This window comes from Phenylobacterium ferrooxidans, from assembly GCF_042714595.1.
GTDB classification, from domain to species: Bacteria; Pseudomonadota; Alphaproteobacteria; order Caulobacterales; family Caulobacteraceae; genus Phenylobacterium; species Phenylobacterium ferrooxidans.
In genome coordinates this window covers 19,952-43,582 of sequence record NZ_JAOTJD010000012.1, presented here as the reverse complement: position 1 = coordinate 43,582, position 23,631 = coordinate 19,952, and the positions used below count along the sequence as shown (strand labels likewise).

The 23,631-nt window shown below is 68.9% G+C and carries 20 protein-coding genes; 13 read left to right on the top strand and 7 right to left on the bottom strand.

Translation table 11 applies throughout. From position 1 onward, the window contains the following. Positions 1 to 32: 32 nt before the first annotated feature. Complete coding sequence (locus tag OCL97_RS08160; protein WP_377369207.1) at positions 33 to 1,319, bottom strand: adenylosuccinate synthase; 1,287 nt, start codon at positions 1,317 to 1,319, stop codon at positions 33 to 35. 217 nt (positions 1,320 to 1,536) lie between these two features. Between OCL97_RS08160 and OCL97_RS08155 the strand changes: the two genes are divergently transcribed. The 3 genes from OCL97_RS08155 (at position 1,537) to OCL97_RS08145 (ending at position 5,078) form a co-directional block, all read left to right on the top strand. After that, positions 1,537 to 1,956 carry a VOC family protein gene (locus OCL97_RS08155; protein WP_377369205.1) on the top strand — a complete coding sequence of 140 codons (420 nt, stop codon included), beginning with the start codon at positions 1,537 to 1,539 and terminating at the stop codon, positions 1,954 to 1,956. Beyond that, positions 1,953 to 2,930 carry a threonine ammonia-lyase gene (locus tag OCL97_RS08150; protein ID WP_377369203.1) on the top strand — a complete coding sequence of 326 codons (978 nt, stop codon included), beginning with the start codon at positions 1,953 to 1,955 and terminating at the stop codon, positions 2,928 to 2,930. Before OCL97_RS08155 ends, OCL97_RS08150 begins: the two co-directional genes overlap by 4 nt. Positions 2,931 to 3,065: 135 nt before the next feature. Beyond that, positions 3,066 to 5,078 carry an ATP-binding protein gene (locus OCL97_RS08145; RefSeq protein WP_304701255.1) on the top strand — a complete coding sequence of 671 codons (2,013 nt, stop codon included), beginning with the start codon at positions 3,066 to 3,068 and terminating at the stop codon, positions 5,076 to 5,078. 2 nt (positions 5,079 to 5,080) lie between these two features. On the opposite strand, the gene OCL97_RS08140 is transcribed toward OCL97_RS08145, so the two are convergent. Genes OCL97_RS08140 through OCL97_RS08130 form a run of 3 tightly spaced genes read right to left on the bottom strand, consistent with a single transcriptional unit; the run spans position 5,081 to position 10,766 of the window. Continuing rightward, the gene (locus OCL97_RS08140) at positions 5,081 to 8,221 is read right to left on the bottom strand and encodes an efflux RND transporter permease subunit (protein ID WP_304779866.1); all 3,141 of its coding nucleotides are present in this window, start codon (positions 8,219 to 8,221) and stop codon (positions 5,081 to 5,083) included. Beyond that, positions 8,218 to 9,333, bottom strand: coding sequence for an efflux RND transporter periplasmic adaptor subunit (locus tag OCL97_RS08135; RefSeq protein WP_377369200.1), 1,116 nt, complete (start codon positions 9,331 to 9,333; stop codon positions 8,218 to 8,220). The genes OCL97_RS08140 and OCL97_RS08135 overlap by 4 nt, the downstream gene beginning before the upstream one ends. A 2-nt stretch (positions 9,334 to 9,335) precedes the next feature. Continuing rightward, positions 9,336 to 10,766 carry a TolC family protein gene (locus OCL97_RS08130; protein WP_377369198.1) on the bottom strand — a complete coding sequence of 477 codons (1,431 nt, stop codon included), beginning with the start codon at positions 10,764 to 10,766 and terminating at the stop codon, positions 9,336 to 9,338. Between the two features lie 291 nt (positions 10,767 to 11,057). Between OCL97_RS08130 and OCL97_RS08125 the strand changes: the two genes are divergently transcribed. Then, the gene (locus OCL97_RS08125; RefSeq protein WP_377369196.1) at positions 11,058 to 12,713 is read left to right on the top strand and encodes a M28 family metallopeptidase; all 1,656 of its coding nucleotides are present in this window, start codon (positions 11,058 to 11,060) and stop codon (positions 12,711 to 12,713) included. Between the two features lie 12 nt (positions 12,714 to 12,725). Next, positions 12,726 to 13,529, top strand: a complete 804-nt coding sequence (locus OCL97_RS08120) for a DUF72 domain-containing protein (RefSeq protein WP_377369194.1) — start codon at positions 12,726 to 12,728, stop codon at positions 13,527 to 13,529. A gap of 90 nt (positions 13,530 to 13,619) precedes the next feature. Here OCL97_RS08120 and OCL97_RS08115 read toward each other — a convergent pair whose 3' ends face one another. Beyond that, on the bottom strand, positions 13,620 to 13,928 hold the full coding sequence (locus OCL97_RS08115) for an energy transducer TonB family protein (protein ID WP_304701244.1): 309 nt from the start codon (positions 13,926 to 13,928) through the stop codon (positions 13,620 to 13,622). 238 nt (positions 13,929 to 14,166) lie between these two features. Between OCL97_RS08115 and OCL97_RS08110 the strand changes: the two genes are divergently transcribed. From OCL97_RS08110 to OCL97_RS08080, 7 genes are all read left to right on the top strand, one after another. After that, positions 14,167 to 16,119 carry a methyl-accepting chemotaxis protein gene (locus OCL97_RS08110; protein WP_304701242.1) on the top strand — a complete coding sequence of 651 codons (1,953 nt, stop codon included), beginning with the start codon at positions 14,167 to 14,169 and terminating at the stop codon, positions 16,117 to 16,119. 119 nt (positions 16,120 to 16,238) lie between these two features. Next, complete coding sequence (locus OCL97_RS08105; RefSeq protein ID WP_377369191.1) at positions 16,239 to 17,150, top strand: SDR family oxidoreductase; 912 nt, start codon at positions 16,239 to 16,241, stop codon at positions 17,148 to 17,150. 98 nt (positions 17,151 to 17,248) lie between these two features. Further along, a complete protein-coding gene (locus tag OCL97_RS08100; protein ID WP_377369189.1) occupies positions 17,249 to 17,617 on the top strand; it encodes a hypothetical protein in 369 nt (122 codons plus the stop codon). Between the two features lie 26 nt (positions 17,618 to 17,643). Next, entirely contained in the window at positions 17,644 to 18,057 is a 414-nt protein-coding gene (locus OCL97_RS08095) for a hypothetical protein (RefSeq protein WP_377369187.1), read from the top strand. Between the two features lie 79 nt (positions 18,058 to 18,136). Then, the gene (locus tag OCL97_RS08090; RefSeq protein ID WP_304701237.1) at positions 18,137 to 18,760 is read left to right on the top strand and encodes a TetR/AcrR family transcriptional regulator; all 624 of its coding nucleotides are present in this window, start codon (positions 18,137 to 18,139) and stop codon (positions 18,758 to 18,760) included. 4 nt (positions 18,761 to 18,764) lie between these two features. Beyond that, complete coding sequence (locus OCL97_RS08085) at positions 18,765 to 19,811, top strand: alpha/beta hydrolase (protein ID WP_377369185.1); 1,047 nt, start codon at positions 18,765 to 18,767, stop codon at positions 19,809 to 19,811. Then, the gene (locus OCL97_RS08080) at positions 19,811 to 20,794 is read left to right on the top strand and encodes an NADPH:quinone oxidoreductase family protein (protein WP_377369183.1); all 984 of its coding nucleotides are present in this window, start codon (positions 19,811 to 19,813) and stop codon (positions 20,792 to 20,794) included. The genes OCL97_RS08085 and OCL97_RS08080 overlap by 1 nt, the downstream gene beginning before the upstream one ends. Here OCL97_RS08080 and OCL97_RS08075 read toward each other — a convergent pair. Continuing rightward, complete coding sequence (locus OCL97_RS08075) at positions 20,791 to 22,023, bottom strand: hypothetical protein (RefSeq protein ID WP_377369181.1); 1,233 nt, start codon at positions 22,021 to 22,023, stop codon at positions 20,791 to 20,793. The two genes, OCL97_RS08080 and OCL97_RS08075, sit on opposite strands and share 4 nt — an antisense overlap. 117 nt (positions 22,024 to 22,140) lie before the next feature. Here OCL97_RS08075 and map point away from each other — a divergent pair, with 117 nt between their 5' ends. Further along, on the top strand, positions 22,141 to 22,887 hold the full coding sequence (gene map / locus OCL97_RS08070; RefSeq protein WP_377369179.1) for a type I methionyl aminopeptidase: 747 nt from the start codon (positions 22,141 to 22,143) through the stop codon (positions 22,885 to 22,887). A gap of 27 nt (positions 22,888 to 22,914) precedes the next feature. Here map and OCL97_RS08065 read toward each other — a convergent pair whose 3' ends face one another. After that, complete coding sequence (locus tag OCL97_RS08065; RefSeq protein ID WP_377369177.1) at positions 22,915 to 23,592, bottom strand: hypothetical protein; 678 nt, start codon at positions 23,590 to 23,592, stop codon at positions 22,915 to 22,917. Between the last annotated feature and the right edge of the window lie 39 nt (positions 23,593 to 23,631).

Genomic DNA, 23,631 nt, shown 5'->3' with positions numbered 1-23,631 from the left:
CGACGATCCGCCGCGGCGAGCCTTGGCTCTCCTCAATCCTGGAAAGGGTCGCGCACCATGATGGTGTCGTCCCGCTGCGGGCTGGTGGAGACCATGGCGGCCGGGGCTCCAATCAGCTCCTCGACCCGGCGCACATACTTCACCGCGTTGGCGGGGAGATCCTTCCAGGAGGTGGCCCCGGCAGTGCTCTGGGTCCAGCCCTCCATCTCCTCGTAGATCGGCTCCAGGGCCGACTGGGCCTTCAGACCAGCCGGCAGGTAATCGAAGGTCTTGTCGCCCAGCCTGTAGCCGACACAGATCTTCAAGGTCGGCAGGCCGTCGAGGATGTCGAGCTTGGTGAGCGCGATGCCGTCGATGCCGTTCAAAGCCACCGACTGGCGCACCAGGACGGCGTCGAACCAGCCGCAGCGGCGGGGACGGCCCGTGACGACGCCGAACTCCTTGCCAACCGTGCCCAGGTGCTGGCCGATCTCGTCGAACAGTTCGGTGGGGAACGGCCCTTCCCCGACCCGGGTCGTATAGGCCTTCACGATCCCCAGGACATAGCCGGGCCCCTTGGGCCCGAGACCCGATCCCGCGGCGGCCTGGCCGGCGACGGTGTTGGAGGAGGTGACATAGGGATAGGTGCCGTGATCGACATCGAGGAGCGCGCCCTGGGCGCCCTCGAACAGCACCCGCTTACCCGACTTCACGATCTGGTCCAGCAACCGCCAGGCCGGCTGAGCGAAGGGAAGGATCTTCGGGGCGATCTTCTCCAGGGCCGCGAGCAGTTCCGCGCCGTCATATTCCGGCAGGCCAAGGCCCCGGCGCAGGGGCGTATGGTGCGCCAGGAGGCGGTCGATCTTGGCCTCAAGGGCGTCGCGGTCGGCCAGGTCACCAACGCGGATGGCGCGGCGGCCGACCTTGTCTTCATAGGCCGGGCCAATGCCTCGGCCCGTGGTGCCGATCTTGTTGACGGCCGCGGCCTCCCGGGCCTGGTCCAGATCGCGGTGCAGGGGCAGGATCAGGGAGGCGTTGTCGGCCAGGACCAGCAGGTCCGGGGTGATCTGGACACCCTGGCCGCCGAGCTTGGCGATCTCCTCCAGCAGGTGCCAGGGGTCCACCACCACGCCATTGCCGATCACCGACAGCTTGCCCTGCACCACGCCCGAGGGCAGCAGAGAGAGCTTGTAGACCTGATTGCCCACCACCAGGGTGTGGCCGGCGTTGTGGCCCCCCTGGAAACGCACGACGACGTCGGCGCGATTGGACAGCCAGTCCACCAGCTTGCCCTTGCCCTCGTCGCCCCACTGAGCCCCGATAACTGTCACATTGCCCATGGAATACGATCTCCCAGCCCGCCGAGGGGATCCAACCACGCCCTTCGACAGGCAACTCGGCGGGTGGACTTGACCGATTTTAGGAACCGCGACCGGGCCTCTGGGGCGCCAGGGTCGTGTTCGTCGGGTGTAGAGCATCCAGGCGCCCCCGCCGTCAAGGCGCGCCTGCGGAAATCGGCGCTTCGCCAGGCCGCTCCCTTGGGTCTATGAGGCGAACATGACCCTGCCCCGCTTCCACCTCGCCTTCCCCGTCCGCGATCTCGAAGAGGCCCGCGCTTTTTACGGCGGCCTGCTCGGCTGTCCGGAAGGCCGCTCCAGCCCCGACTGGATCGACTTCGACTTCTACGGCCACCAGATCGTCGCTCACCTTTCGCCGGGCGAGGTGGGTCACAAGTCCACCAGCGCCGTGGACGGCGAGGACGTTCCCGTGCGCCACTTCGGCGCCATCCTCACCTTGCCCCAGTGGGAGGAGATGGCCGCCAAACTGAAGGCCGCCGACACCCGTTTCGTCATCGAGCCGCAGATCCGCTTCAAGGGCCAGGCCGGCGAACAGGCGACCCTGTTCTTCCTCGATCCCTCCGGAAATGCGCTGGAGTTCAAGGCCTTCGCCGACGACGCCATGGTGTTCGCCAAATGACCGTGACCCTGGCCGACATCCAGGCCGCCGCCGCGCGTATCCACGGCCACGCGGTGGAGACGCCGCTGATCGAAAGCCCGGCGTTGAACGACCGCCTGGGCCGCCGGGTGCTGATAAAGCCCGAGACCCTGCAGCGGGTCGGCGCCTTCAAGTTCCGGGGGGCCTACAACAGGCTGGCCCAGCTGGACGCCGCGCAACGGAAGGCCGGGGTTGTCGCCTTCTCCTCGGGCAACCACGCCCAGGGGGTGGCTCTGGCGGCCAGGCTTCTGGGCGTTCCCGCCCTGATCGTGATGCCCGCCGACGCACCGTCGGTGAAGGTCGAGGCCACGCGCGGCTATGGCGCCGAAGTCCGCCTCTATGACCGGCTGACCGAGGACCGCGTGGCGATCGCCGCCGAGATCGCCACGCAGCGCGGCGCCTTGGTCGTTCCGGCCTTCGATGATCTGGACATCATCGCAGGCCAGGGCACGATCGGGCTGGAGCTGGTGAACCAGGCCAAGGCCCTCGGGGTCGGCTTCGACGTGGTGGTGTCGCCGGTGGGTGGCGGCGGCCTGATGGCGGGGGTCTCCACGGCGGTGAAGGCGCTTTCGCCTAGCACGGCCCTGGTGGGCGTGGAGCCGAAGGGCTTCGATGACACCCTGCGCTCCCTGCAGGCGGGCGCGCGACAGACCCTGAGGCCCACCACCCGCTCGCTCTGCGACGCCCTGGAGTCTCCGGCGCCCGGAGAGCTGACCTTTCCGATCCTGCAGCAGAATGTCGCCGACATCGCCGTGGTCAGCGACGCCGAGGTCGCCGCAGCCATGCGCTACGCCTTCTCCAGCCTGAAGCTGGTGGTGGAGCCCGGCGGCGCGGTGGGCCTGGCCGCCCTGCTGAGCGGCAAGATCAAGGCCTGGGGCGACGGAATCACCGGCCTGGTGCTGTCGGGAGGCAATGTGGACCCGGCGCTGTTCGCCGACATCCTGGCCGACGGCTGAACCTCCGGGCCTGCCCCCAAGACGATGCGGCGGTTTGCCTCGCAGCGTAAAGCTGCGCCTTAACCCGGCGTTGAGAGCCCATGGCGAAGGTCGCCGTTCAGCGCGCACATCACATGCGCCCGGACGGGGACCTTCGTGGCCGAACGCGATTCAAGAGGCTCGGGCGGAGCGGGATGGTCCCTGGCCAGCCGCCTGAACGACCTCCCGGCCACGTGGAAACTCACCTTAGCCTTCGCCGTGGTCCTGTCGGCCATCGCCACCATGGGGGTGGTTCTGGGGATCAACCTCCGCGTGGTCCAGCAGGCGGACGCCGCCGACAATCATGCGCACCGGGTGGCGGTCATAGCCAGCAGCGCGCGTTTCGCCCTGGCCCGCCAGGAAGCCTCGCTTCGCGGCTACATCATTTCCGGCGACCCCTTCTACGCCCGGCGGATCGCCGAAGTGCACCGACCGCACTTCCAAGCCCGAATGGCTGACCTGGACCGGCTGGCCGCTGGGGACCCTGCGCTGGAGGCGTGGATAGACGAGGCGCAGTCGGCCCACGACCTCTGGACCGACCGAGCGGTCGATCGCGCGATGGCGCTGGCCCACGTGCCGGCCACCAGGGCCATCGCCGCCCGGATGGTGGGTCCGGAAAGCCCGGCCGATGACCTCATCGCGCCCGCCGAGCAGGCCCTGGAAGCCATCCAGGCGCAGAGCCGGAGGGCGGTCGAGGCAAGCGCTGCCCGCAAGGCCGAAGCCATGCGGGCGATGGGCTCGGCCCTGGCGCTGGGCGTGCTGTTCGCCGCCTTGAGCGCGGCGGTGATGGGGCTGGCGCTTCGCCGCAGCATGGCCAATCCCATCGTGCGGCTGACCTCGGTGATGAACCGCCTGGCGGGGGGCGATCATTCGGTCGCAATTCCCGCCATAGAACGCCGCGACGAGGTCGGTCTGATGGCCAAGGCCGTCGTCACCTTCCGGGACGCCGCCTTGCAGAAGGAGATCCTGGAGGCCGAGGCCGAGGTGCGTCGGGAGGAGACTCAGGCCCTGGCCCTGCAGGCCCAGGCCGCCAGTCACGCCAAGTCCGAATTCCTGGCGACCATGGCCCACGAACTCCGCACACCGCTGAACGGCGTGCTTGGGCTCGTGGACATCATGGGCCGGACCAAGCTCACCTCAGCGCAGAGGGAACACCTGGCCACCATTGGCGCCTCGGGCCGGGCCCTGGTCAGCGTCGTCAACGACGTGCTCGATATTTCCCGGATCGAGGCTGGCAGTCTTGAGATCCTGCCCGAACCCTTCGACATGGATCGCCTGACCGACGACTTGGCGGCGATCTATGGAGCGCTGGCCGCCGACAAGGGCCTGGCCTTCACCCTGACCCTGGATCCCGCCGCCCGGGGATGGCGGTTCGGGGACGCCGCGCGCCTGCGCCAGATCGCCGGCAATCTGCTCTCCAACGCGCTGAAGTTCACCGTGGCCGGCGAGGTGCGTGTTTCCTTCGCCCTTCACGGCCAGGATATCATCCTGCAGGTCACAGACACGGGGATCGGCGTCGCCCCGCACCAGCAGGCGGCCATGTTCGACCGCTTCGTCCAGGCCGACGGCTCCTCGACCCGGCGCTTCGGCGGCGCGGGCCTGGGCCTGGCGATCTGCAGGGAGCTGTCGGAGCTGATGGGTGGAACCATAGGGTTCATCACCGAGCTGGGCGTTGGCTCCACATTCACCCTTCAGGTCCCCATGCCCGCCTGCGCCGCACCGGCCGAGCCGCAGGCCGCCGCGCCGATGGACGACAAGCTGCGCATCCTCGTGGTGGACGACAACGCCACCAACCGGCTGGTGCTCTGCGCCCTGCTGGAACAGCTGGGCCTGGCGGCCGAGTGCGTCGTCAATGGGGTCGAGGCCGTGGCCGCCTGGGAAGCCAAGGCCTGGGACGCCATACTGATGGACATCCACATGCCCGAGATGGACGGGGTGACCGCCACCGCGAGCATCCGCAGGCGCGAGGTCGAGCTGGGGCGTGACAAGACCCCGATCATCGCGGTCACCGCCAGCGTGCAGCCCGAGCAGACCCGCGGATACCTCTCAGCAGGCATGGACGACTGCGTGCCCAAGCCCGTCGAAACCCGGGTCCTGGTCACCGCGCTGCAGGGCGTCCTGGCCGCCTAGACCTAGAGCCGATCCTCAGGCGCGGCGACCGCCGGCGCCTCGCGCGGCGTGATGAACCTGGCCAGGCGCGGGCGCAGCCACATCTCGAAGTCGTCCACCAGTTCGTAAACCACCGGCACCAGCACCAGGGACAGCAGGGTCGAGGTGATCAGGCCGCCGATCACCGCTACGGCCATGGGCTGACGGAACTCCGCGCCCTTCTCCAGGGCGAAGGCGGTGGGCAGCATGCCGGCCGCCATGGCCATGGTGGTCATGACGATGGGCCGGGCCCGCTCGCGGCAGGCCTCAAGGATGGCGTCGCGCTGGGGCATGCCCTCGCGCTCCCGCTCGATGGCGTACTCCACCAGCAGGATGGAGTTCTTCGCCGCCAGGCCCATCAGCATCAGGAAACCGATCAGCGAGGGGATCGAGAGCGAGAGGTTGAAGATCAACAGGCCGAGGAAGGCGCCAGCGAAGGACAGCGGCAGGGCCGTGAGGATCACCGCCGGCTTGAAGAAGCTGCGGAACAGCAGCACCAGCACGCCGTAGATCATCGCCACCCCAGCGAAGAGGGCCAGGCCGAAGGAGCCGAACAGCTCCTGCTGCGCCTCCAGCTGCCCGGTCTCGGCCGGGGTCACGCCCGCGGGCAGGTTCTTCATGATCGGCAGGGCCTGGACACGCTTGTAGGCGTCCCCCAGCTCCGCCCCGTTCAGCTCGGCCTGGATGGTCAGCTGGCGCTTGCGGTTCAGGCGGTCGATCTTGGCGGGACCGGCCTGGAAGCTGACATCGGCCACGGCGTCCAGGGTCGTGGTGCCGCCCGAGACGGTGGGCACACGCAGGGCCTTGATCCGCTCCAGGTCGGCCCGCGCATCGGCGGGCATGCGGATGCGGATGGGGATGCGGCGTTCGCCGGCGGTCAGCTTGGCGACATTGGCGTCGATGTCGCCGACCGTGGCCACGCGGGCCACCTGGGCGATAGTGTCCACCGAAACGCCGAGGCGCGCGGCCTCGTCACCCCGCGGGCGCACGATCAGCTCGGGCCCGACCGGCGGCGCCGAGGCGTGCGGGTCGGCGATGATGTCGATGGTCCGCATCTGCTTTTCAAGCTCTGCGGAAGCCGCGGTCAGGGCGGCCGGATCGTTGGAGGCGAGGATCGCCTGCAGGCCCGCCGATCCCTGGAAGTCCATGAAGGTGATGCGGGCGTCGGGCACCTCGCGCAGGGCTTGGCGGGTCTGGGCCTTCAGCTCGTCGCCGCTGATGCTCCGCTGCTCATCCAGCAGGACGGTGACGGTGCCGTTGCGCAGGTCGCTGCCGCCGCCCGATCCGCCGAAGCCGGGGCCCCCGCCGCTGGCGGTGGAGCCCACCTGGGCGAAGACGGCGCGGACGCCGGGGCGGCCTTCGAACACCCGGCTGACGCGCAGGGCGACATCCTCCATGGCCTCGACGGTGGCGCCGGGCGGACCCTGCAGGTCGACATAGATGTAGTCGGGGTCGCCCGCCGGCTGGAAGCCCTGCGGCAGCATGGGAACCAGGAACAGCGAGCCCACGAACACCACGCCCCCCAGGATGCAGGCGACGATCCGGTGGTCTAGGGACCATTCCAGGGCGTTGCGGTAGAAACCCTCGAAGGGCTTGCGCTCCACCGGGTGGCTGGTTGGCTTCAGCAGGTAGGCCGCCATCAGCGGCGTCAGCAGGCGGGCCACCACCAGGGAGAACAGCACCGCCACGCAGACCGTGAGCCCGAACTCCCGGAAGAACTGGCCGGCCATGCCCTTCATGAAGCTGACCGGCATGAACACCACGACGATGGCCATTGTGGTGGCCACCACCGCCAGGCCGATGGCGTCGGCGCCCTGCAGGGCGGCCTGGAAGGGCCGCATGCCCTGGGCCACCCGTTTCTCGATGTTCTCGATCTCGACGATGGCGTCATCGACGAGAATCCCCACCACCAGGGTCAGGGCCAGCAGGGTGACGACGTTCAGGGAGAACCCGAACAGGTTCATGAAGAAGAAGGTGGGGATCAGCGAGACCGGCATGGCGAAGGCGGTGATCATGGTCGAGCGCCAGTCGCGCAGGAACACGAACACCACGATGGCCGCCAGCAGCATGCCCTCCAGCAGCACGTGCTGGGTGGCGCGGAAGCTGGCGCGAGTCTCGTCCACCGACGAGAAGATGCGGGTGAAGGTCACCCCCTCGTGAGTCTGCTCCAGCTTGGCGATCGCCTTGATGACGGCGTCGTCGACGCCGACGTCGCTGGAGTCCCGGGTCTTCATCACCTGGAAGCCCACCACCGGCGCGCCGTTCAGCCGCGCAAAGCCGCGCACCTCGCTGGAGCCGTCGCCGATCTGGGCCACGTCGGTGAGCCTCACATAGCGCCCTCCGCCGGTCGGGATGGTCATGGCGCGCAGGGCGTCGAGGGTGTTGACCGCGCCGAGCACCCGCAGGGTCTGCTCGCGACCGCCCACAGCGACCCGGCCGCCGGGGGCGTCGATGTCGAAGGCGCGCAGGGCGTTGTTGATCTGCGGCGCGGTCAGGCCCCGGGCCGCCATGCGGTCGGGGTCGATGAGGATGTTGATCTCCCGGTTCACGCCGCCGACGCGGGAGATCTGGGAGACCCCCTTCTCGGTCTGCAGCTCGCGGGCGATGGTGTCGTCGATGAACCAGGACAGCTCGGCGTCCGACATGGCCGGGGCGGCCACGGCGTAGGTCAGGATCGGCTGGCTATCCAACTCCACCCGCGTGACCGTCGGCTCATCGATCTCGCGCGGCAGGACCGCGCGGGTCTGGTCCATGCGCGAGCGGACCTCGTCGGTCTTCTTCTGCAGGTCCTCGCCAAGCTCGAACTCCACATTGGTGGTGGAGACCCCCAGCGTCACCGTGGAATAGATGTTCTTGACGTTGGAGATGCCGGCGATGGCGTCCTCCACCGGCCTGGTGATCTGGGTCTCGATCTCGCCCGGCGCCGCGCCCGACTGGGTCACGGTGATGTTGACCATCGGGAACTGGACGTTGGGGAACTGCTTCACCGGCAGCCCGCCGTAGGAAATCATCCCCGCCAGGATCAGGGCGATGAACAGCACCACCACCGGCACGGGGTTGCGGATCGCCCAGGACGAGATCTGGAAGTTGCCTCCGTCGTCGTGAACTTGCGGCGACGGGGTCATTTCTTGGCGCTCGCGGGCTTGGGCATGGGCGCGGGACCTTCGGTCGGTCGGACCATGTCACCGTCCAGCAGGAAGGCGGCGGCGTTCAGCACCACGCGGGAGCCGGCCGGCGGCCCCTTGACCAGGGAGACCAGGCCCGAGCCTCGCGACCCGGTCTGCACCGTGACGCGCTTCACGCGGTTGTCCGCGCCCACCACCATCACGCTGGCGCCGTCGGCGTCGTAGCGCACGGCGGTCTCCGGCACAGCCAGGCTCTGGCCCACGGCGTCGGCGAACAAGGCCCGACCGTAGCCGCCCGACCGGATGTCAGAGCGAACCGGCAGGCGGATACGCACCGTGCCGAGCTTGGACTGGGCGTTCACCTGCGGCGAGACCAGACGCACCACACCCTCGGCGCTGGTCCCGGTGGAGAGCACGACGCTGGCGCGCTGTCCGGGACGCACGCGGGACAGATCTTCTTCGGAAAGTTCGGCCAGCAGTTCGATCTCGCCGCCCTGGGCGATCCGGAACCACGGGGTCGCGCCCCCGGCCGAGAGTTCGCCCGGACGGACGTTCCGCTCCAGCACCAGGCCGGAGACCGGGGCGGTGACCGCGAGCTTGCCGGCGCGGGTGCGGGCGTCCTTGTAGGCGGCGGCCTGGGCGTTGGCGGTGGCGCGGGTGGCGCGGGCCTGGAAGCGCCGCTGGTCAAGCTGTTCCTGAGAGAGCACGCCCTGGCCGTCGAGGCCCTTCACGCGCGCGGCCTGGGCCTCGGCCTGCTCGGCCTGGATGGCGCTCTGGGCGGCCAGCGCCCCCTGCTGTTCCACCTGGGACGCGATCAGGGCGCCGTCGAGTTGAACCAGGGTCTGGCCGGCGCGGACGTACTGCCCGGCGTCCACCAGAACCCTGGCCACCCGGTAGCCGGTGATCTCGGGCAGGACGGCGGCTTCCTCGCGCGGCGTCAGGACCCCCGAGGCGGTGAGCGAGCCGATGATCTGGCGCGGCTCGACCTTCACCACGCGGACGGCGCGCGCGCGTTGGGTGTCGCTTTCCTTGACCGCGGGCTTCTTGCCGCAACCGGCAAGGGCGAAGGTCGCGACCAGGGCGAGGGTGAGGGCGGTGGCGGATCTCGTCACGTCTAGCGTGCCTCTTGCTGGGCGAGCACGGGGGTGGCGGGCCAGCCGCCTCCGAGCGCCTTGTAGGTCTGGACGGCGCGGCGCAGGGCTTGAACCTGCGCGCTGGTCAGCGCCGATCGGGTGCTGCGCCAGGACTGTTCAGCCCCAAGCGCGGCGGTCAGGTCGTCAATGCCGGCCGCGTAACGGACGCGGCTGGCCTCATAGGCTCGCGCCGCTCGGACCTCGCCGTCGGCCAGCAGGCCGACGCGGCGGCGATCGGCGTCCAGGCGAGTGAGCGCGCTGTCGGCCTCGCCATAGGCGGTCTGCACCGCCTTCTCATAGGCGATGACCGCCTGCTCGGTCCGGGCGTCCTGGGCCTTCAGCTCCTGCAGCAGCCGGGGGATGGACAGGATGGGCTGGGTGACCCCGGCTCCGATCGACCAGTTGCGGGTGCTGGACTCAAAGCCCGGCTGTTCGCTGCGCGAGAGGCCGATGCCAGGGGTCAGGGTGAAGGTGGGGAAGAAGGCGAGCTTGGCGTAGGTCAGCCGGCCGGCGGCCGAGCGCACGGCGGCCTCGGCCTGGCGCACATCGGGACGCCGGGCCAGCAGCTGGCCGGGGACGGCGGCCGGAACGGGCGGGATCTGGCCGACGCTGGCGGGGGTCGGGATGCTGGCCAGGGGATCGACGCCGCGGCCGACCAGCACCAGCAGGGTGCGCCGCGTGGCCTTCAACTCGGCTTCAAGACTGGCGGCGGCGCCCTCGGCCTGGGCCAGGTCGCCGGCCACGCGGTCCGCCTCGGACGAAGAGCCCAGGCCCCGTTCGGCCCGGACATTGGCGACCTGCTGCAGGCCCCGCTGGATACGGGCCGTCTCGCGCGCATCCTCCAGCTGGATGGCCTGGCCGCGGGCCAGGAAATAGGTGTCGGCGATATTGGCCGCGAGGCTGGCCCGCGCACCCTCGTAGCTCGCCTGGGCCTGGCTGGTGTCCCCGCGCGCCGCCTTGGCCACCGCGAAGATCCGGCCGAACAGATCGACCTCCCAGCTCACATTGAAGGTGGCGCTGGAAGCGGTGCTTTCGCCCTCGCTGGAGAAGCCCGGAATATTGACCGCCGTGCCCGCGGTCTGGGTGGTGTTCGTCTCTCGGGTCGTGGCCGACGCATTGCCCTGGGGCAGGAAGCCCAGCAGGCCGCTGGACGCGGTGGCGCGGGCTTCCCGCAGGCGGGCCGCGGCTGTCCGCGCGTCCGGCGCCCGGGCCAAGGCGTCCTCGATCAAGGTGGTCAGCACCGGGTCGTTGAACTGGACCCACCACTGGTCGAGCGCCGCGGCGTCGAGCGCCGACGACCCGGCCTGCGGCGCCTCGAAAGCGGTCGGCAGGGCGATATCGGCCTTGCGTGCGGACGCGCACGCGGCGAGCGTCAGACAGGCCAGTCCGGCTACGAATGTGGCGGGGCGCATGATCTCTGTCGTTGTCAGACCGCGAATCGCCGCCGAGTGTATCGGCTTTGGGGAGGCGCGACGCGGTTAGCTGAAACTCCCTTGATCATAGCAACCGGTCGCCAAAATTGCAGTGGCGTTACAAACAGCCGCCCACATGGTGAATGGGACGCATCTGCCACACTTATTTTCGAATAATCGTTCAAGGTCGAACGACCTCGTCGCCCAAGCGGTTTTGGGCGCGTCGCTCTAGCGTCTGCGCACCGGCCTCGCTAGGGTCCCGGGCAAATTGGTCCTTGCCCGAGTGCATTCATGAAACAATTCCTCCTGGCCGGCGCGTCCGCGTGGGCTGTTTTGGCCCTTGGCCTTCCCGCCACGGCCGGCGTCAGCGCCGCGAAGCTCGCCGACCACATCCAGATCATGGCCTCCGACGATTTCGAGGGTCGGGGTCCCGCAACCGCCGGCGAGGTCAAGACCGTCAAGTACCTGACCGAGCAGTTCCAGGCCGTCGGCCTGCAACCGGGCGGTGATCTCCAGAAGGACGGCAAGCGGGCCTGGACCCAGGACGTGCCGCTGGCCCAGTTCGACAACAAGGATCCCATCAAGGTCAGCGTTACGGTCGGCGGCCAGGTCCAGACCTGGACCCAGGGTGATCAGGTCGCCATCCGCGCGCCGCAGACCGGCGTCGCCCAGGTCTCGGTCAAGGACGCGCCCGTCGTCTTCGTCGGCTACGGCGTCAAGGCGCCCGAGCGCAATTGGGACGACTTCAAGGGCTACGACCTGAAAGGCAAGATCGCGCTCGTCCTGGTCAACGATCCCGACTTCGAGACCGGCGAGGGCGATTTCGGCGGCAAGGCCATGACCTATTACGGTCGTTGGACCTACAAGTATGAGGAGGCCGCGCGCCAGGGCGCCGTGGGCTTCATCGTCATCCACGAGACCGCGCCGGCCTCCTATGGCTGGAACACGGTCAAGAACTCCAACACCAACACCGTCTTCGACATCATCCGCCAGGATCCGACCAAGGATCACGCCCCCATCGAGGCCTGGATTCAGCGCGACCCCACCGTCGCCCTCTTCAAGTCGGCCGGCCTTGATTTCGAAGCCCTGAAGAAGCTCGCCCAGACCCGCGACTTCAAGCCGGTCGCCCTGACCGGCGTGACCTTCTCCACCGACATTTCGGTGGACGCCAAGAAGATCGTCTCCAAGAACGTCGTGGGCCTGCTGCCCGGGACCAAGCATCCCGAGGACAAGGTGGTCTACACCGCCCACTGGGATCACCTCGGGGTCGGCCTGGCCGACGCCAAGGGCGACCGAATCTACAACGGCGCCCTGGACAACGCTTCGGGGACGGCGATGCTGATCGAGATCGGCCGCGCCGCCGCGGCCCAGCCGCGCACTGAGCGCTCCATGCTGTTCCTGGCGGTCACCGCGGAGGAAAAGGGTCTGCTGGGATCGGAGTACTACGCAGCCAATCCGCTCTATCCTCTGGGCACGACGGTGGCCAACATCAATATGGACGGCGCCTCAATCTACGGTCCGTCAAAGGACTTTGGCACTTCGGGGGACGCGCCCCTGACCCTGCAGGACGATCTGATCGAGGTCGCCAAGGGCTACAACATGACCTACAGCCCGGACCCGCGTCCCGGCGCGGGCAGCTTCTTCCGTTCCGACCACTTCTCCTTCGCCAAGCGCGGCGTTCCGGCCATCTCCTTTGGCGGCGGCCAGGACCTGGTGACCGGCGGCAAGGCCCGTGGCGAGGCGCTGCAAAAGGCCTACACCACCGAAAAGTACCATCAGCCGGCGGACGAATACTCCCCTGACTGGGACCTCTCCGGCGCGGCCCGCAACGCCGACATGCTGCTGGTGCTGGGGACCCAGATCGCCAATTCCCGCAAGTGGCCGGAATGGAAGGCCGGGTCTGAGTTCAAGGCCGAGCGGGACAAGACCGCCGCAGCGCGCAAGTAGGGGACAGGGCGCATGGCGCAGGCGGGCTACATCCGGGCCGGCATCGGGGGTTTCACCTTCGAGCCCTGGCGCGGGGTCTTCTATCCCGAAGGCCTCAAGCAGGCCGATGAGCTCGCCTATGCCAGCCGCCACCTGACCTCCATCGAGATCAACTCCACCTACTATTCGTCCCAGAAACCCGCGACCTTCGCCAAGTGGAAGGCCGCGACGCCCGAGGGCTTCGTCTTTTCCCTGAAGGCCTCGCGGTTCTGCACCAACCGCAAGATCCTGGCCCAGGCAGGCGAGTCCATCGCCAAGTTCCTGGGTCAGGGCATCGTCGAGCTGGGCGATCGGCTGGGGCCGATCCTGTGGCAGTTCATGCCCACCAAGAAGTTCGATGCCGCCGATTTCGAGGCCTTCCTCGACCTGCTGCCCAAGACCTATGATGGCCTAAAGCTTCGGCACGCGGTGGAGGTCCGCAATTCCAGCTTCGTGGACCTGGCCTTCGTGAAGATGTGCCGCCACCGCAACGTGGCCATCTGCGTTTCGGAGAACGACCGATATCCGATGATCCCCGACGTGACGGCGGACTTCGTCTATGCGCGCCTGATCGACGGCTCCGACGACATCCCCACCGGCTACGACCCCGAGGGCCTGGACAAGTGGGCCCGGCGGTTCACGCAGTACGCGCAAGGTCGCTGCCCCGACGATCTGACCCCCATCGACCGCACCGCGCCTGCCGAACAACCGGTCGACGTGTTCAGCTACTTCATCCACGAGGGCAAGGTGCGCGCGCCGGCCGCCGCGATGGAGTTGATCTCGCGGGTGAACAGGTAAGAAGCAGCCTGGCTCCGCAATACAAAACGCCCCCGGCCGGAAGGCCGAGGGCGTGAATTTGCAAGAATAAGAATTCTTGGGGCTGCGGGTTTAGCCGCCGCCCGGGAAGCGCATCGGAACCTTGACGGTGCCGGTCTTCGAACCCATCGGCAGCGCTTCGGCGACGCAGAGCGCGGCCTTGTCGAAGCCCTTGTTCGGCTTGCTGTCCTCGAGCACCTTGCAGCCCGAGAGCTTGCCGGCGTCAGCGGTGCATTCCAGCATGACAATCGCCGCGTCCCGCGTGTTAGCGTTCTTCGTCAGGCAACGGCCCATGCTGTCCTCGAAGCTCCCAGCAGACGCCGAACCGGCGACGGCGAGAGCCAGGGCGCAACCGCCCAAGATCTTGAAGATATTTTTCATGCCCCACTCCTTTCTAGATTTGGACAGTTTGAGGATGAACCAGTCGGGTTAAGAGAGTCTGATGCGGCGCGTCATATTCATGGTTAAGAAATGATGAATACCTAAGGGGCGATTTTGGAGTCTCTATAGTTTGGAGATCGCCAGAAATCGCATTTGTCCCCACTTCGGTGACGTTTGGTTAGCAACCTGAAGGCATGGTGACCGAGTCGCTAACCGTGTTTTACGGGGGGAATATACAGTGAAGCGCTTCAGGCTCGTGGATACGCCGCTGATCATCAAGATCGGCTTCGCGCCCGCTTTCGCACTGGTCATGCTGGCCTGCCTGGCCACCGGAGCCATCATCCTGCAACGCGCCCAATCGGCCGAGCTGCGGCAGGTGGTGCAGGTGGACATGCCCAACAGCCTGCGAATGCAGAAGGTCTCGGAACGGATCACCGCTGTTCACGGCCAGCTCTACTTCCTGCTGACCCACCAAGCCGCCTCCATCGAGGTCGAGAAGATCGAGGGCGAGTCCCAGGCCATGCTCGCCGAGGTCGACTCCATCACCAAGGAGGTTGAGACCGCCCGCAAGACGGCCCCCGCCGATCAGAAGAAGTCTTATGATGACCTGATCAAGGCCTTGAAGAACACCCGCGACGCGCTCGACGTGATCTGCGCCATGATCGGAGCCGACTTCGGCACCGCGGCCGGCTTCGCGGCGCCCTTCGAGGAGGAATACGCCAAGATGAGCGCCACCCTCCACAAGATCGTGGAGGCCGGGCAAAAGGTCACCGACACCAACGCGGCCGCCAGCGCCGCGCGGGCCAAGACCGCTCAGACCGCCACCCTGGTGGGCGCGCTCGCCACCCTGCTGATCGCCGGCGCCCTGGCCATGAGCCTGACCTTGACCCTGCGCCGCGACGTCAAGAAGATCGCCGGCGCCACTGAGGCCCTCTCGCGCGGTGACAACGCCATCAACCTGGACGCCCTGGCCCGTAAGGACGAGCTGGGCGCCATCGTCTCCTCCCTGACGGTCTTCCGCGACAACCAGCTGCATCTCGAGAAGCTGCGCCAGGAGCACGAGGTGGCCGAGGCCTCCTCGGAAAGCGCCCGCCGCCAGAACGCCGAGGCCGCCGCGGCCATCGCCGAGGAACAGGCCAACGTGGTCACCAACCTTGCCCGCGCCCTGGATGCGCTCGCCTCCGGCGACCTGACCTATCGCGTCGACACTGAGTTCCCAGGCGACTACCGCAAGCTGCGCGACGACTTCAACGCCGCCGTGGCCAAGCTGGAAGAGGCCATGACCGCCATCGCCAGCGCGACGGCCTCCATCCAGTCCGGCGCCGGCGAGATCAGCCACTCGGCCGACGACCTGTCGCGCCGCACCGAGCACCAGGCCGCGACCCTGGAAGAGACTGCCGCGGCCCTCGACGAGATCACCGCCACCGTCAACAAAACCTCCGAAGGCGCCACTCACGGCCGCGAGGCCACCGCCTCGGCCAAGACCGACGCCGAACAGTCCGGCGAGATCGTGCGCAAGGCCGTCCTGGCCATGAACAACATCCAGGAAGGCTCCAACAAGATCAGCCAGATCATCGGCGTGGTCGACGAGATCGCCTTCCAGACCAACCTGCTGGCCCTGAACGCGGGCGTTGAAGCCGCCCGCGCCGGGGAGTCCGGCAAGGGCTTCGCCGTGGTCGCCTCCGAGGTTCGGGCCCTGGCCCAGCGCTCCGCGGAAGCCGCCAAGGAGATCAAGGCGCTCATCTCGGCCTCGACCCAACAGGTCGCCGAGGGCGTGGGCCTGGTCGACGAGACCGGCAAGGCGCTGGAACGCATCGTTCGCCAGGTCGGCGAGATCTCCAACGTGGTGGGCGAGATCGCCGCCTCCGCCAAGGAAGAGGCGCTTGGCCTCGGCCAGGTGAACACCGCCGTCAACCAGATGGACCAGGTGACCCAGCAGAACGCGGCCATGGTGGAAGAGTCCACCGCCGCCAGCCGCGTCCTCGCCGACGAGGCCGAGGAACTGGCCCGCCTGGTGGGCCGCTTCCGGGTCAGCGGCGCGCCTCAGGCCGCTCGCGTCCAGGCCGCTCCGGCGCGCCACGCCCCGGCCCACCGGCCTCAGGTCACGCAACACCACGCTCCGGTCAGCCGCGGAAACACCGCCCTGGCCCACCAACCCCAGGCCGACGACGACACCTGGGAAGAGTTCTAAGCTTCTAAGTTCCAAAGGGGCGTCTGAAGGGGGACCGCTGCGAGGCGGTCCCCCTTTTCATTTGACCGACCCGGCGTCAGCGGCGCGCACTTGCTCCAACGATAAGGAGGCGCGCCGCCATGGCCGAACTGACCCAAGATGACCTGATGTTCCGGCCCGGCCTGATGAAGGGCGAACGCATCCTGATCACCGGCGGCGGGACGGGGCTGGGCAAGGTGATGGCGGAGGCCTGCCTGATCCTCGGCGCGGAGGTCTATATCTGCGGCCGCCGCGGCGGCGTCGTGAAGGCCACCGCCAAGGACTTGATGGACGCCCACGGCGGCAAGGTGGTCGGCATCGCCTGCGACATCCGCGTCCCCGAGGCCATCACCGAGATGATGGACACCATCTGGTCCGACGGCGGCGCGCTGACCGGCCTGGTCAACAACGCCGCGGGCAACTTCATCAGCCGGACCCAGGACCTCTCACCCCGCGGCTTCGACGCCATCGCTAATATCGTGTTCCGGGGCTCGTTCTTCGTCACCCTCGACGCCGGCAAGCGCTGGATCGAGGAAGGCAGGAAGGCCTCGGTGGTCTCCATCCTCACCACCTGGATCTGGAACGGCGGCCCCTTCACCGTGCCCTCGGCCATGTCCAAGGCCGGCCTAGCCACCATGAGCCAGTCCCTGGCCGTCGAGTGGGGACCCTATGGCATCCGCTTCAACAACATCGCGCCGGGCCCCTTCCCCACCGAGGGGATGAGCGCCCGGCTCAACCCAGGCCAGCAGCTCAACGACGGCGAGGCCAGCCGCACCGGCAACCCCATGGGCCGGGTCGGCGAGATGCGCGAACTGGCCAACCTGGCGGTCTATCTGCTGCATCCGCTGTCAGCCTATGTGAACGGCCAGACCATCGCCATCGACGGCGCCGCCTGGCAGGCCTCGGGCGGCAACTTCTCGAGCCTGCGCGCCTGGACCGACGACCAGTGGACTGAAGCCAGGGAGTCCATCCAGGCGACCAACGCCAAGGACCGCGCCGCGCGGACGGTGTGAACTGCTCGCAGTTCCTTCCTCTCCGGGGGAGGAACTGCCAGCCGCTCTCGCCCCCTTATGGTTAACCAGGTCTTAAGGAGGATGGGCGAGGATGGCTCATGCGCCGCCTCCTCGCCCTCCTCGCCTTGACACTCGCCCTGGCCAGTCCAGCCGGCGCGCAGCAGGCCCCCGGCCCGACCGCCGCGCCGGTCCTGCGAGGATTGCTCTCGGCCGACACGGCCGACGCGCCAGACGCCACAAGCCCCGTGGCCGCGACGGCAGCCGCGGCCCTGGCCCAGAGCTTCATCCCGCTCCGCACCCTCTCCGACACGCCGGTGGCGGGCGCGGCCGGGCAGTGCCGGCTGTCCTGCGCCCAGTCCTATTACTTCTGCCTGTCCGGCGACGGCGGGGACGACTGCCCGGCCACCTGGGGCCAGTGTCGGGCCGCCTGTGACGCGCCCGGCGTTGCGGGTCTCGCCGGGGGCTGACATCCTGGGCGCCTACGGAGAGCCCCATGAAAACCCTGATCGCCGCCGCCGCCCTGCTGGCCCTCGCCGCCTGCGGCCCCAAGCCCGCCGCCGAGACCAAAACGGCCGCCGCCGCGCCGATCCCCTGCGCGGGCCTGCCCGACTACGCGCCGGTCTATCCGGGAGCCAAGATCACCCTCTGCACCCAGGGCGACTCCACGCCAGGCAAGATCGGCGGCGCCGTGGGCTTCACCAGCCGCGATGCGCCGGACGCCGTCATGGCGCGCTACAGAGACATCGCCGCCGCCGCCGGCCTGAAGACCGGCATGGACCTCGACCAAGGCGGTTCCAAGGTGTTCTCGGCCATGGACGGTGACCGCACGATGCGTATCCAGGCCTTGCCCGAGGCTGACGGCGGCGCCACCGCCATCCTCACCTGGGGCGCGGCCAAGCCCTCCTGATCGCCCCAAGCCGTCGAGGTTGGCGCTGCGGCTTTCGAGTGTCTAGTATGACGCCCGTCAGGTTTTGAATCAGGAAGAGATGTCCCAGGTCGCTTATCTCCCGGTCGGCAAGCGCGAGCAGACCAAGGTCCAGAACCGCCAGGCCATTCTGGACGCCGCCCGCGAAGTGTTCGGGGAGTTGGGCTACGAGGCCTGCACCGTGCGCGACATCATCCGCCGCACCGGCCTCGCGGCGGGCACCTTCTACAACTACTACCGCTCCAAGGACGAGGTCTATGTCGCCCTCTCCGACGAGGGCGCCCGGCGCTTCACCCCTCTGCTGAAGGCTCAGAGGGCCCAGTCGGCCGACTGGGAGAGCTTCGTCCGCGCCGCCATCGAGGCCTATTTCAGCTTCCTGGCCGACGAGCACCAGAGCTGGCTCGCGCGCCGTCCGCCGGACGAGCCCTTCCCGCATGTGCACGGTGAGACCCCGGAAATGACCGCGGTGTTCAACGAGGTGCGTCAGGCCATCGTCGACGAGATCGCCCGCGGCGGAGCGCCCGGCGCTGATCCCGACTACCTGGCGGCCGCCTGCATCGCCATCGCCCGCGAGGTGGGCGAGAAGATGCTGCAGCGGCGTCCCGTCGACACCAAGGGCGCGGCGGACTTCGTGGTCGCCCTGATCCAGGGGGGCGTGAAGGGGTTGCCCAAGACCGGGGCCTAGGCCGATGCCCAGTATCTCCACCCAGCGTGTCATCGTCCGCGCCCTGCTGTCCCTGCCATCGTCACTGCTGCGGCTGCTTTCGGGCGGCGGGGTGATCTATCGCGGCGGACGCACCCTCGATCCCCGACTGCAGTTCCTGGCCGCCGGCGCGGCGCGGGGGCCGGCCATGACCACCCTCAGCCCGGAGGAGGCCCGGCGGGCTAGCGCCCAGGGACTGGCGGCCCTGGGCGGCTCCCCCGAGCCCGGCGTCAGCACCGAGCCTGTGAGCATCCCGACCGGCGCCGACGAGATTCCCGCGCGCCTCTACCGTCCCGAGGGGCAGGACCCGGCCGCGCCGCTGATGATCTTCGCCCACTTCGGCGGCGGGGTGATCGGCGACCTGGAGACCTGCGACGCCTTCTGCGGGATCCTGGCCCGGATCGCCCGCTGCCCGGTGCTGTCGGTGGCCTACCGCCTGGCGCCCGAGCACCGCTTCCCGGCGGGCCTGGAGGACGTGCTGGCCGCCTACCGCTGGGGCCGCGACAACGCCGCGCGCTTCGGCGCGCCGGCCGGTCGCGCGGCCATCGGCGGCGACTCCATGGGGGGCAACTTCGCCGCCGTCGTGGCCCAGGAGCTGAAGCGCAGCGGCGAGGCCCAGCCCGACCTGCAGCTGCTGATCTATCCCTGCACAGACGTGGCCAGCGAAACCGCCTCCATGACCACCTACGCCGACAGCTTCCCCCTCAGCCGCGCCACCATGGACTGGTTCATGGGTCACTATATGGGCCCCGAGGCCGACCCCGCCGACCCGCGCCTGTCGCCGGTGCGCGCGCCGGACCTTTCAGGCCTGGCCCCTGCAGTGGTGATCACCGCCGGCTTCGATCCTTTGGTGGACCAGGGGGAGGCCTACGCCAAGCGCCTCAAGGACGCGGGCGTGCCCATCGCCTACCGCTGCTATGACAGCCTGGCCCACGGGTTCACCGCCTTCACCGGCGCCGTGCCCTGCGCCGACGTCGCCTGCCGCGAGATCGCGGGCCTGGTCCGTGAAGGCCTGGAAGGACGAATTCACTGATGCGCGCCCTGGTCGTCGAGGAACTGGCCGCCGACTATGCCGGCTGTGTCCTGAAGGAGATCGAGACCCCGGAGCCCCGCCCGGGCGAGGTGCGGATCAAGGTCCGCGCCGCCGCCGTCAACTTCCCCGACCTGCTGCAGACCCGGGGTGAGTATCAGCACAAGCCCGCCCTGCCCTTCATTCCGGGCATGGAGATCGCCGGCGAGGTCGAGGCCCTGGGCGAGGGCGTCACCCAGTTCCAGATCGGCGACGCCGTGGTGGGCGGCGCCCGCATCGGCGGCTTCTCAGAATATGCCGTGACGCCGGCCGCGATCCTGCGGCCCAAGCCCGCCAACCTCTCCTTCAGCCAGGCCGCCGGCTACGCCACGGCCTATCTCACCGCCTATGTCTCCCTGGTGCGCCGCGCCCAGGTGGAGGCCGGCGAGTGGGTGCTGGTGCACGGTGCGGCCGGAGGCGTCGGCCTGGCCGCCGTGGACCTGGCCAAACACCTCGGCTGCAAGGTGATCGCGGCCTCGGCGTCGGACGAGAAGCTGGCGATCATCGAGAAGGAATACGCGCCGGACGCCACGGTGAACGTCACCGGCGGCTTCCGCGAGCGGGTCAAGGAGATCACCGGCGGCCGCGGCGCCGACGTCATCTATGACCCGGTGGGCGGCGACGTCTTCGATGAGAGCGTCCGCTGCGTCGCCTTCAACGGCCGCATCCTCTCCATCGGCTTCACCTCGGGCCGCCTGCCGGTGCTGCCGGTCAACATGGCGCTGATCAAGGGCTTCTCGGTGATGGGCGTACGGGCCGGCGAATACGGCCGCCAGTTCCCCGAGAAGGGCCGCGAGAATTCCGCCGCCATCTGGGCCCTGGCCAATGAGGGCAAGGTCCATCCTCGTGTGGACCACGAGTATCCGCTCTCGGAATGGCGCGCCGCCTTCGAAAGCCTCGCCAACCGCAAGGTGGTGGGCAAGACGATCGTCCGGCCGGACCTCTAGGGAACCGGGAACCCCGTCAGGTCCCAGGTGGCCTTGGCGCTGTTTGGCAGCACCACCACGGCGTCGTGGGCCAGGATGTAGTCGCGCAGCGCCGCCTGCTGCTCCGCGGGGACCTGGTTGGCGAACACCCGCGACCAGGGCTGGATAGCCCGCAGGTCGAGGATCACCGGCTGCTTGGGCGGGCCATCGGGGAACAGCGCCTTCATCCACGGCCCTTCCTCGGTGACGTCGGCCTGATAGCCGCCGGTGGGGACCACGACGATCCCATAGGCCTCGCGCCCGTTGGCGATCGCGAACTCATGGGCGAAGTTGGCGATGGTGAAGGCGCCGCCAGGGCTGCGGCCGCGATAGCCGTGCCAGCTGCCGAACTTAAACATCACCTTGGGCGGGGTCTTGGCGCTCGCCACCTGGCGGTAGTGGCCCATGAAGGCCCGCTTGAAGAGCGCCTCCCGCTCGGTGTTGTTGTAGAGCCCCACCCGTTCTCCGGCGTTGGCGCGGCGGTTGTAGGAATAGATTCGCGCCGAGGTGACCAGGCCGGTGAGCAACACCTCGGCCCGCGAGCCCGGCTTGTCGCCATAGGCCGCCTTCAGTGCCTCCAGGCGGCCCAGGGTGGTGGCGTCATCGTGGATGAAGGCGCCCTGGTTGGCGCGGGTCTCCTTGAGACGGGCCTCGTCCAGCAGGGCCTGGGTGGTCGCCTTGGCCGCCGCATTGGGGGCCAGCGCCAGCAGCTCTTCCAGATAGGGCGCGACCCCTTGCGCCTGCTCCAGACCCCAGACGGTAGGATCCCTCGGCCTGGCGCTCCTGGACGCCTGGGCCAGGAAGCCGAGGTCCTGGTCCGAGGCGAAGCCGATGTGGGTGGGATAGCGCTTGGCCAGCGCGGCGATCTGACTGAGGTCGCCGCGATAGCTGTTCACCGCTTCGATCGCCAGCGGGTCCTGCTCCACCGCCAGGTAGCGATAGCCGAGGTCAGCCCGCAGGCGGCTGTATAGAGCGCCGGCGAAGATCGGGGTCTCGTGGTCGTGGTGGCTCTCGCCGAGGAAGAGGAATTGGCTGTCCTTCAGCTGCCCGAACAGGGCGTCCGCCCCCGGCCCGGCCAGCTTGCCGTCCGCATAGGTGAAGGGCCGAGTGTTGGCCGCCAGCAGCGCCCTGGTGTCCACCGGCGCGGGCGTCTGGGCCACCGCGCTGGTGCACAGGGTCAGGCCCGCCAGGGCCAGGAGCAGAGTTCGCATCGGTGTTCCCCCTCAGAACACCACGACCCTAGGAGCGGCGTCACAGGGGTCACAACTTAAAACGCGGCAATGTCGCAGGCCCTTGGGCCGGCGCGCGTTCGGCGCCATCTTCAGCCCATGACCATCGGCAGCGAAGACGAACTCGAGAAACTCCGCGTAGCGGGCGCCTTGGTGGCGCGCACGCTGGCGGCCATGGGCGCGGCCCTGGAGCCTGGCATCACCACCCGGGAGCTGGACCAGCTGGGCCGGGCCATGCTGGAGCACGAGGGCGCCCGTTCGGCCCCGGAGGTCACCTACGACTTTCCGGGCGCCACCTGCATCTCGGTAGGCCCCGACTGCGCCCACGGCATCCCCGGCGACACGGTCATCAAGGCCGGCGACCTGGTGAACATCGACGTCTCCGCCGAGATCGACGGCTTCTTCGGCGACACCGGCGCCAGCTTCGCCGTGCCCCCCACCGCGCCGAAGATCGAGCGCCTGTGCCGCGACGGCCGCCGCGCCATGTGGACCGGCATCCGCTCGGTGAAGCCCGGCGCCAAGCTCAACGAGATCGGCCGCTCCATCGAGGGCTTCGCCAAGAAGAACGGCTACAGCCTGGTGCGCAACCTGGCCTCCCACGGGGTCGGCCGCTCGCTGCACGACGAACCGGGCGACATCCCCACCTGGTTCGAACCGCAGGATCAGCGCCGCATCACCGAGGGCCTGGTCTTCACCATCGAGCCCTTCCTCTCCCTCGGCGCCGACTGGGTCGAGGAGCTGGACGACGGCTGGACCCTGCGCCCGCCCGGCCGCCAGCCCACGGTGCAGTATGAGCACACCCTGGTGGCCACTTCTCGCGGGCCGGTGATCCTGACCCTGGCCTGAGCACTAGTCTGAATTGCTGACCCGCCGTCAGGCCTCGCCGCAGACCAGGGCCAGGTCAGCGGTCAAGTCGACCCGCTGAGGCTCGCGCCCGTCGATATCGATACGCGCCACCCCGTCCGGCCCCGGGAACAGCACCAGGTCCGCCCGCGAGCCCCGGAACAGGGTCCCGGCGTGCGGCGCGAAGTCCGAGGCCACCGGCCCGGCCACCACGAAGCCCAGGGCCATAAGGGCGGCGGCGGCGCGATTGACGTCCTGCGCCCCCAACCATACCCGACGCAGGCGCACGCCCGGGTCGGGCGGGGTGTCTGGCGGATAGAGCGGGCCCGAGAAGGCGGGCAGGGCCCAGGGGGCCGGGTCAGTGGCGTATTCGATGGCCGAGATCTGGGTCAGCAGGCCCTGGCCGCGCCGGAACATCAGCATCGACCACGGCTGGTCCTGCGCGGGATCGGTGATCGCCTCCCGGCGATAGCTGCGGAACCCCCAGTCGCGCTCGGCCGCCACGCCTTCCAGGGTCGTGATCGAGCCCTGAAGGATCAGGGCGGGCGCACCGGCCTCCTGGGCGAAGACGTCGAGGAACGGGCCATTGGCGAAGCGCACGCCCCTGGAGACCACCTCGCCGCCCGGCCGATAGCCGTCCAGCACCGGCCGCGCCGACAGCCGCGAGACCGTCTCCACCAGGGCGTCGCGCCCGGGCGTACGGATCACCACGTGATCGACTCTAAACCTTTGACCGCTAACGGTTGA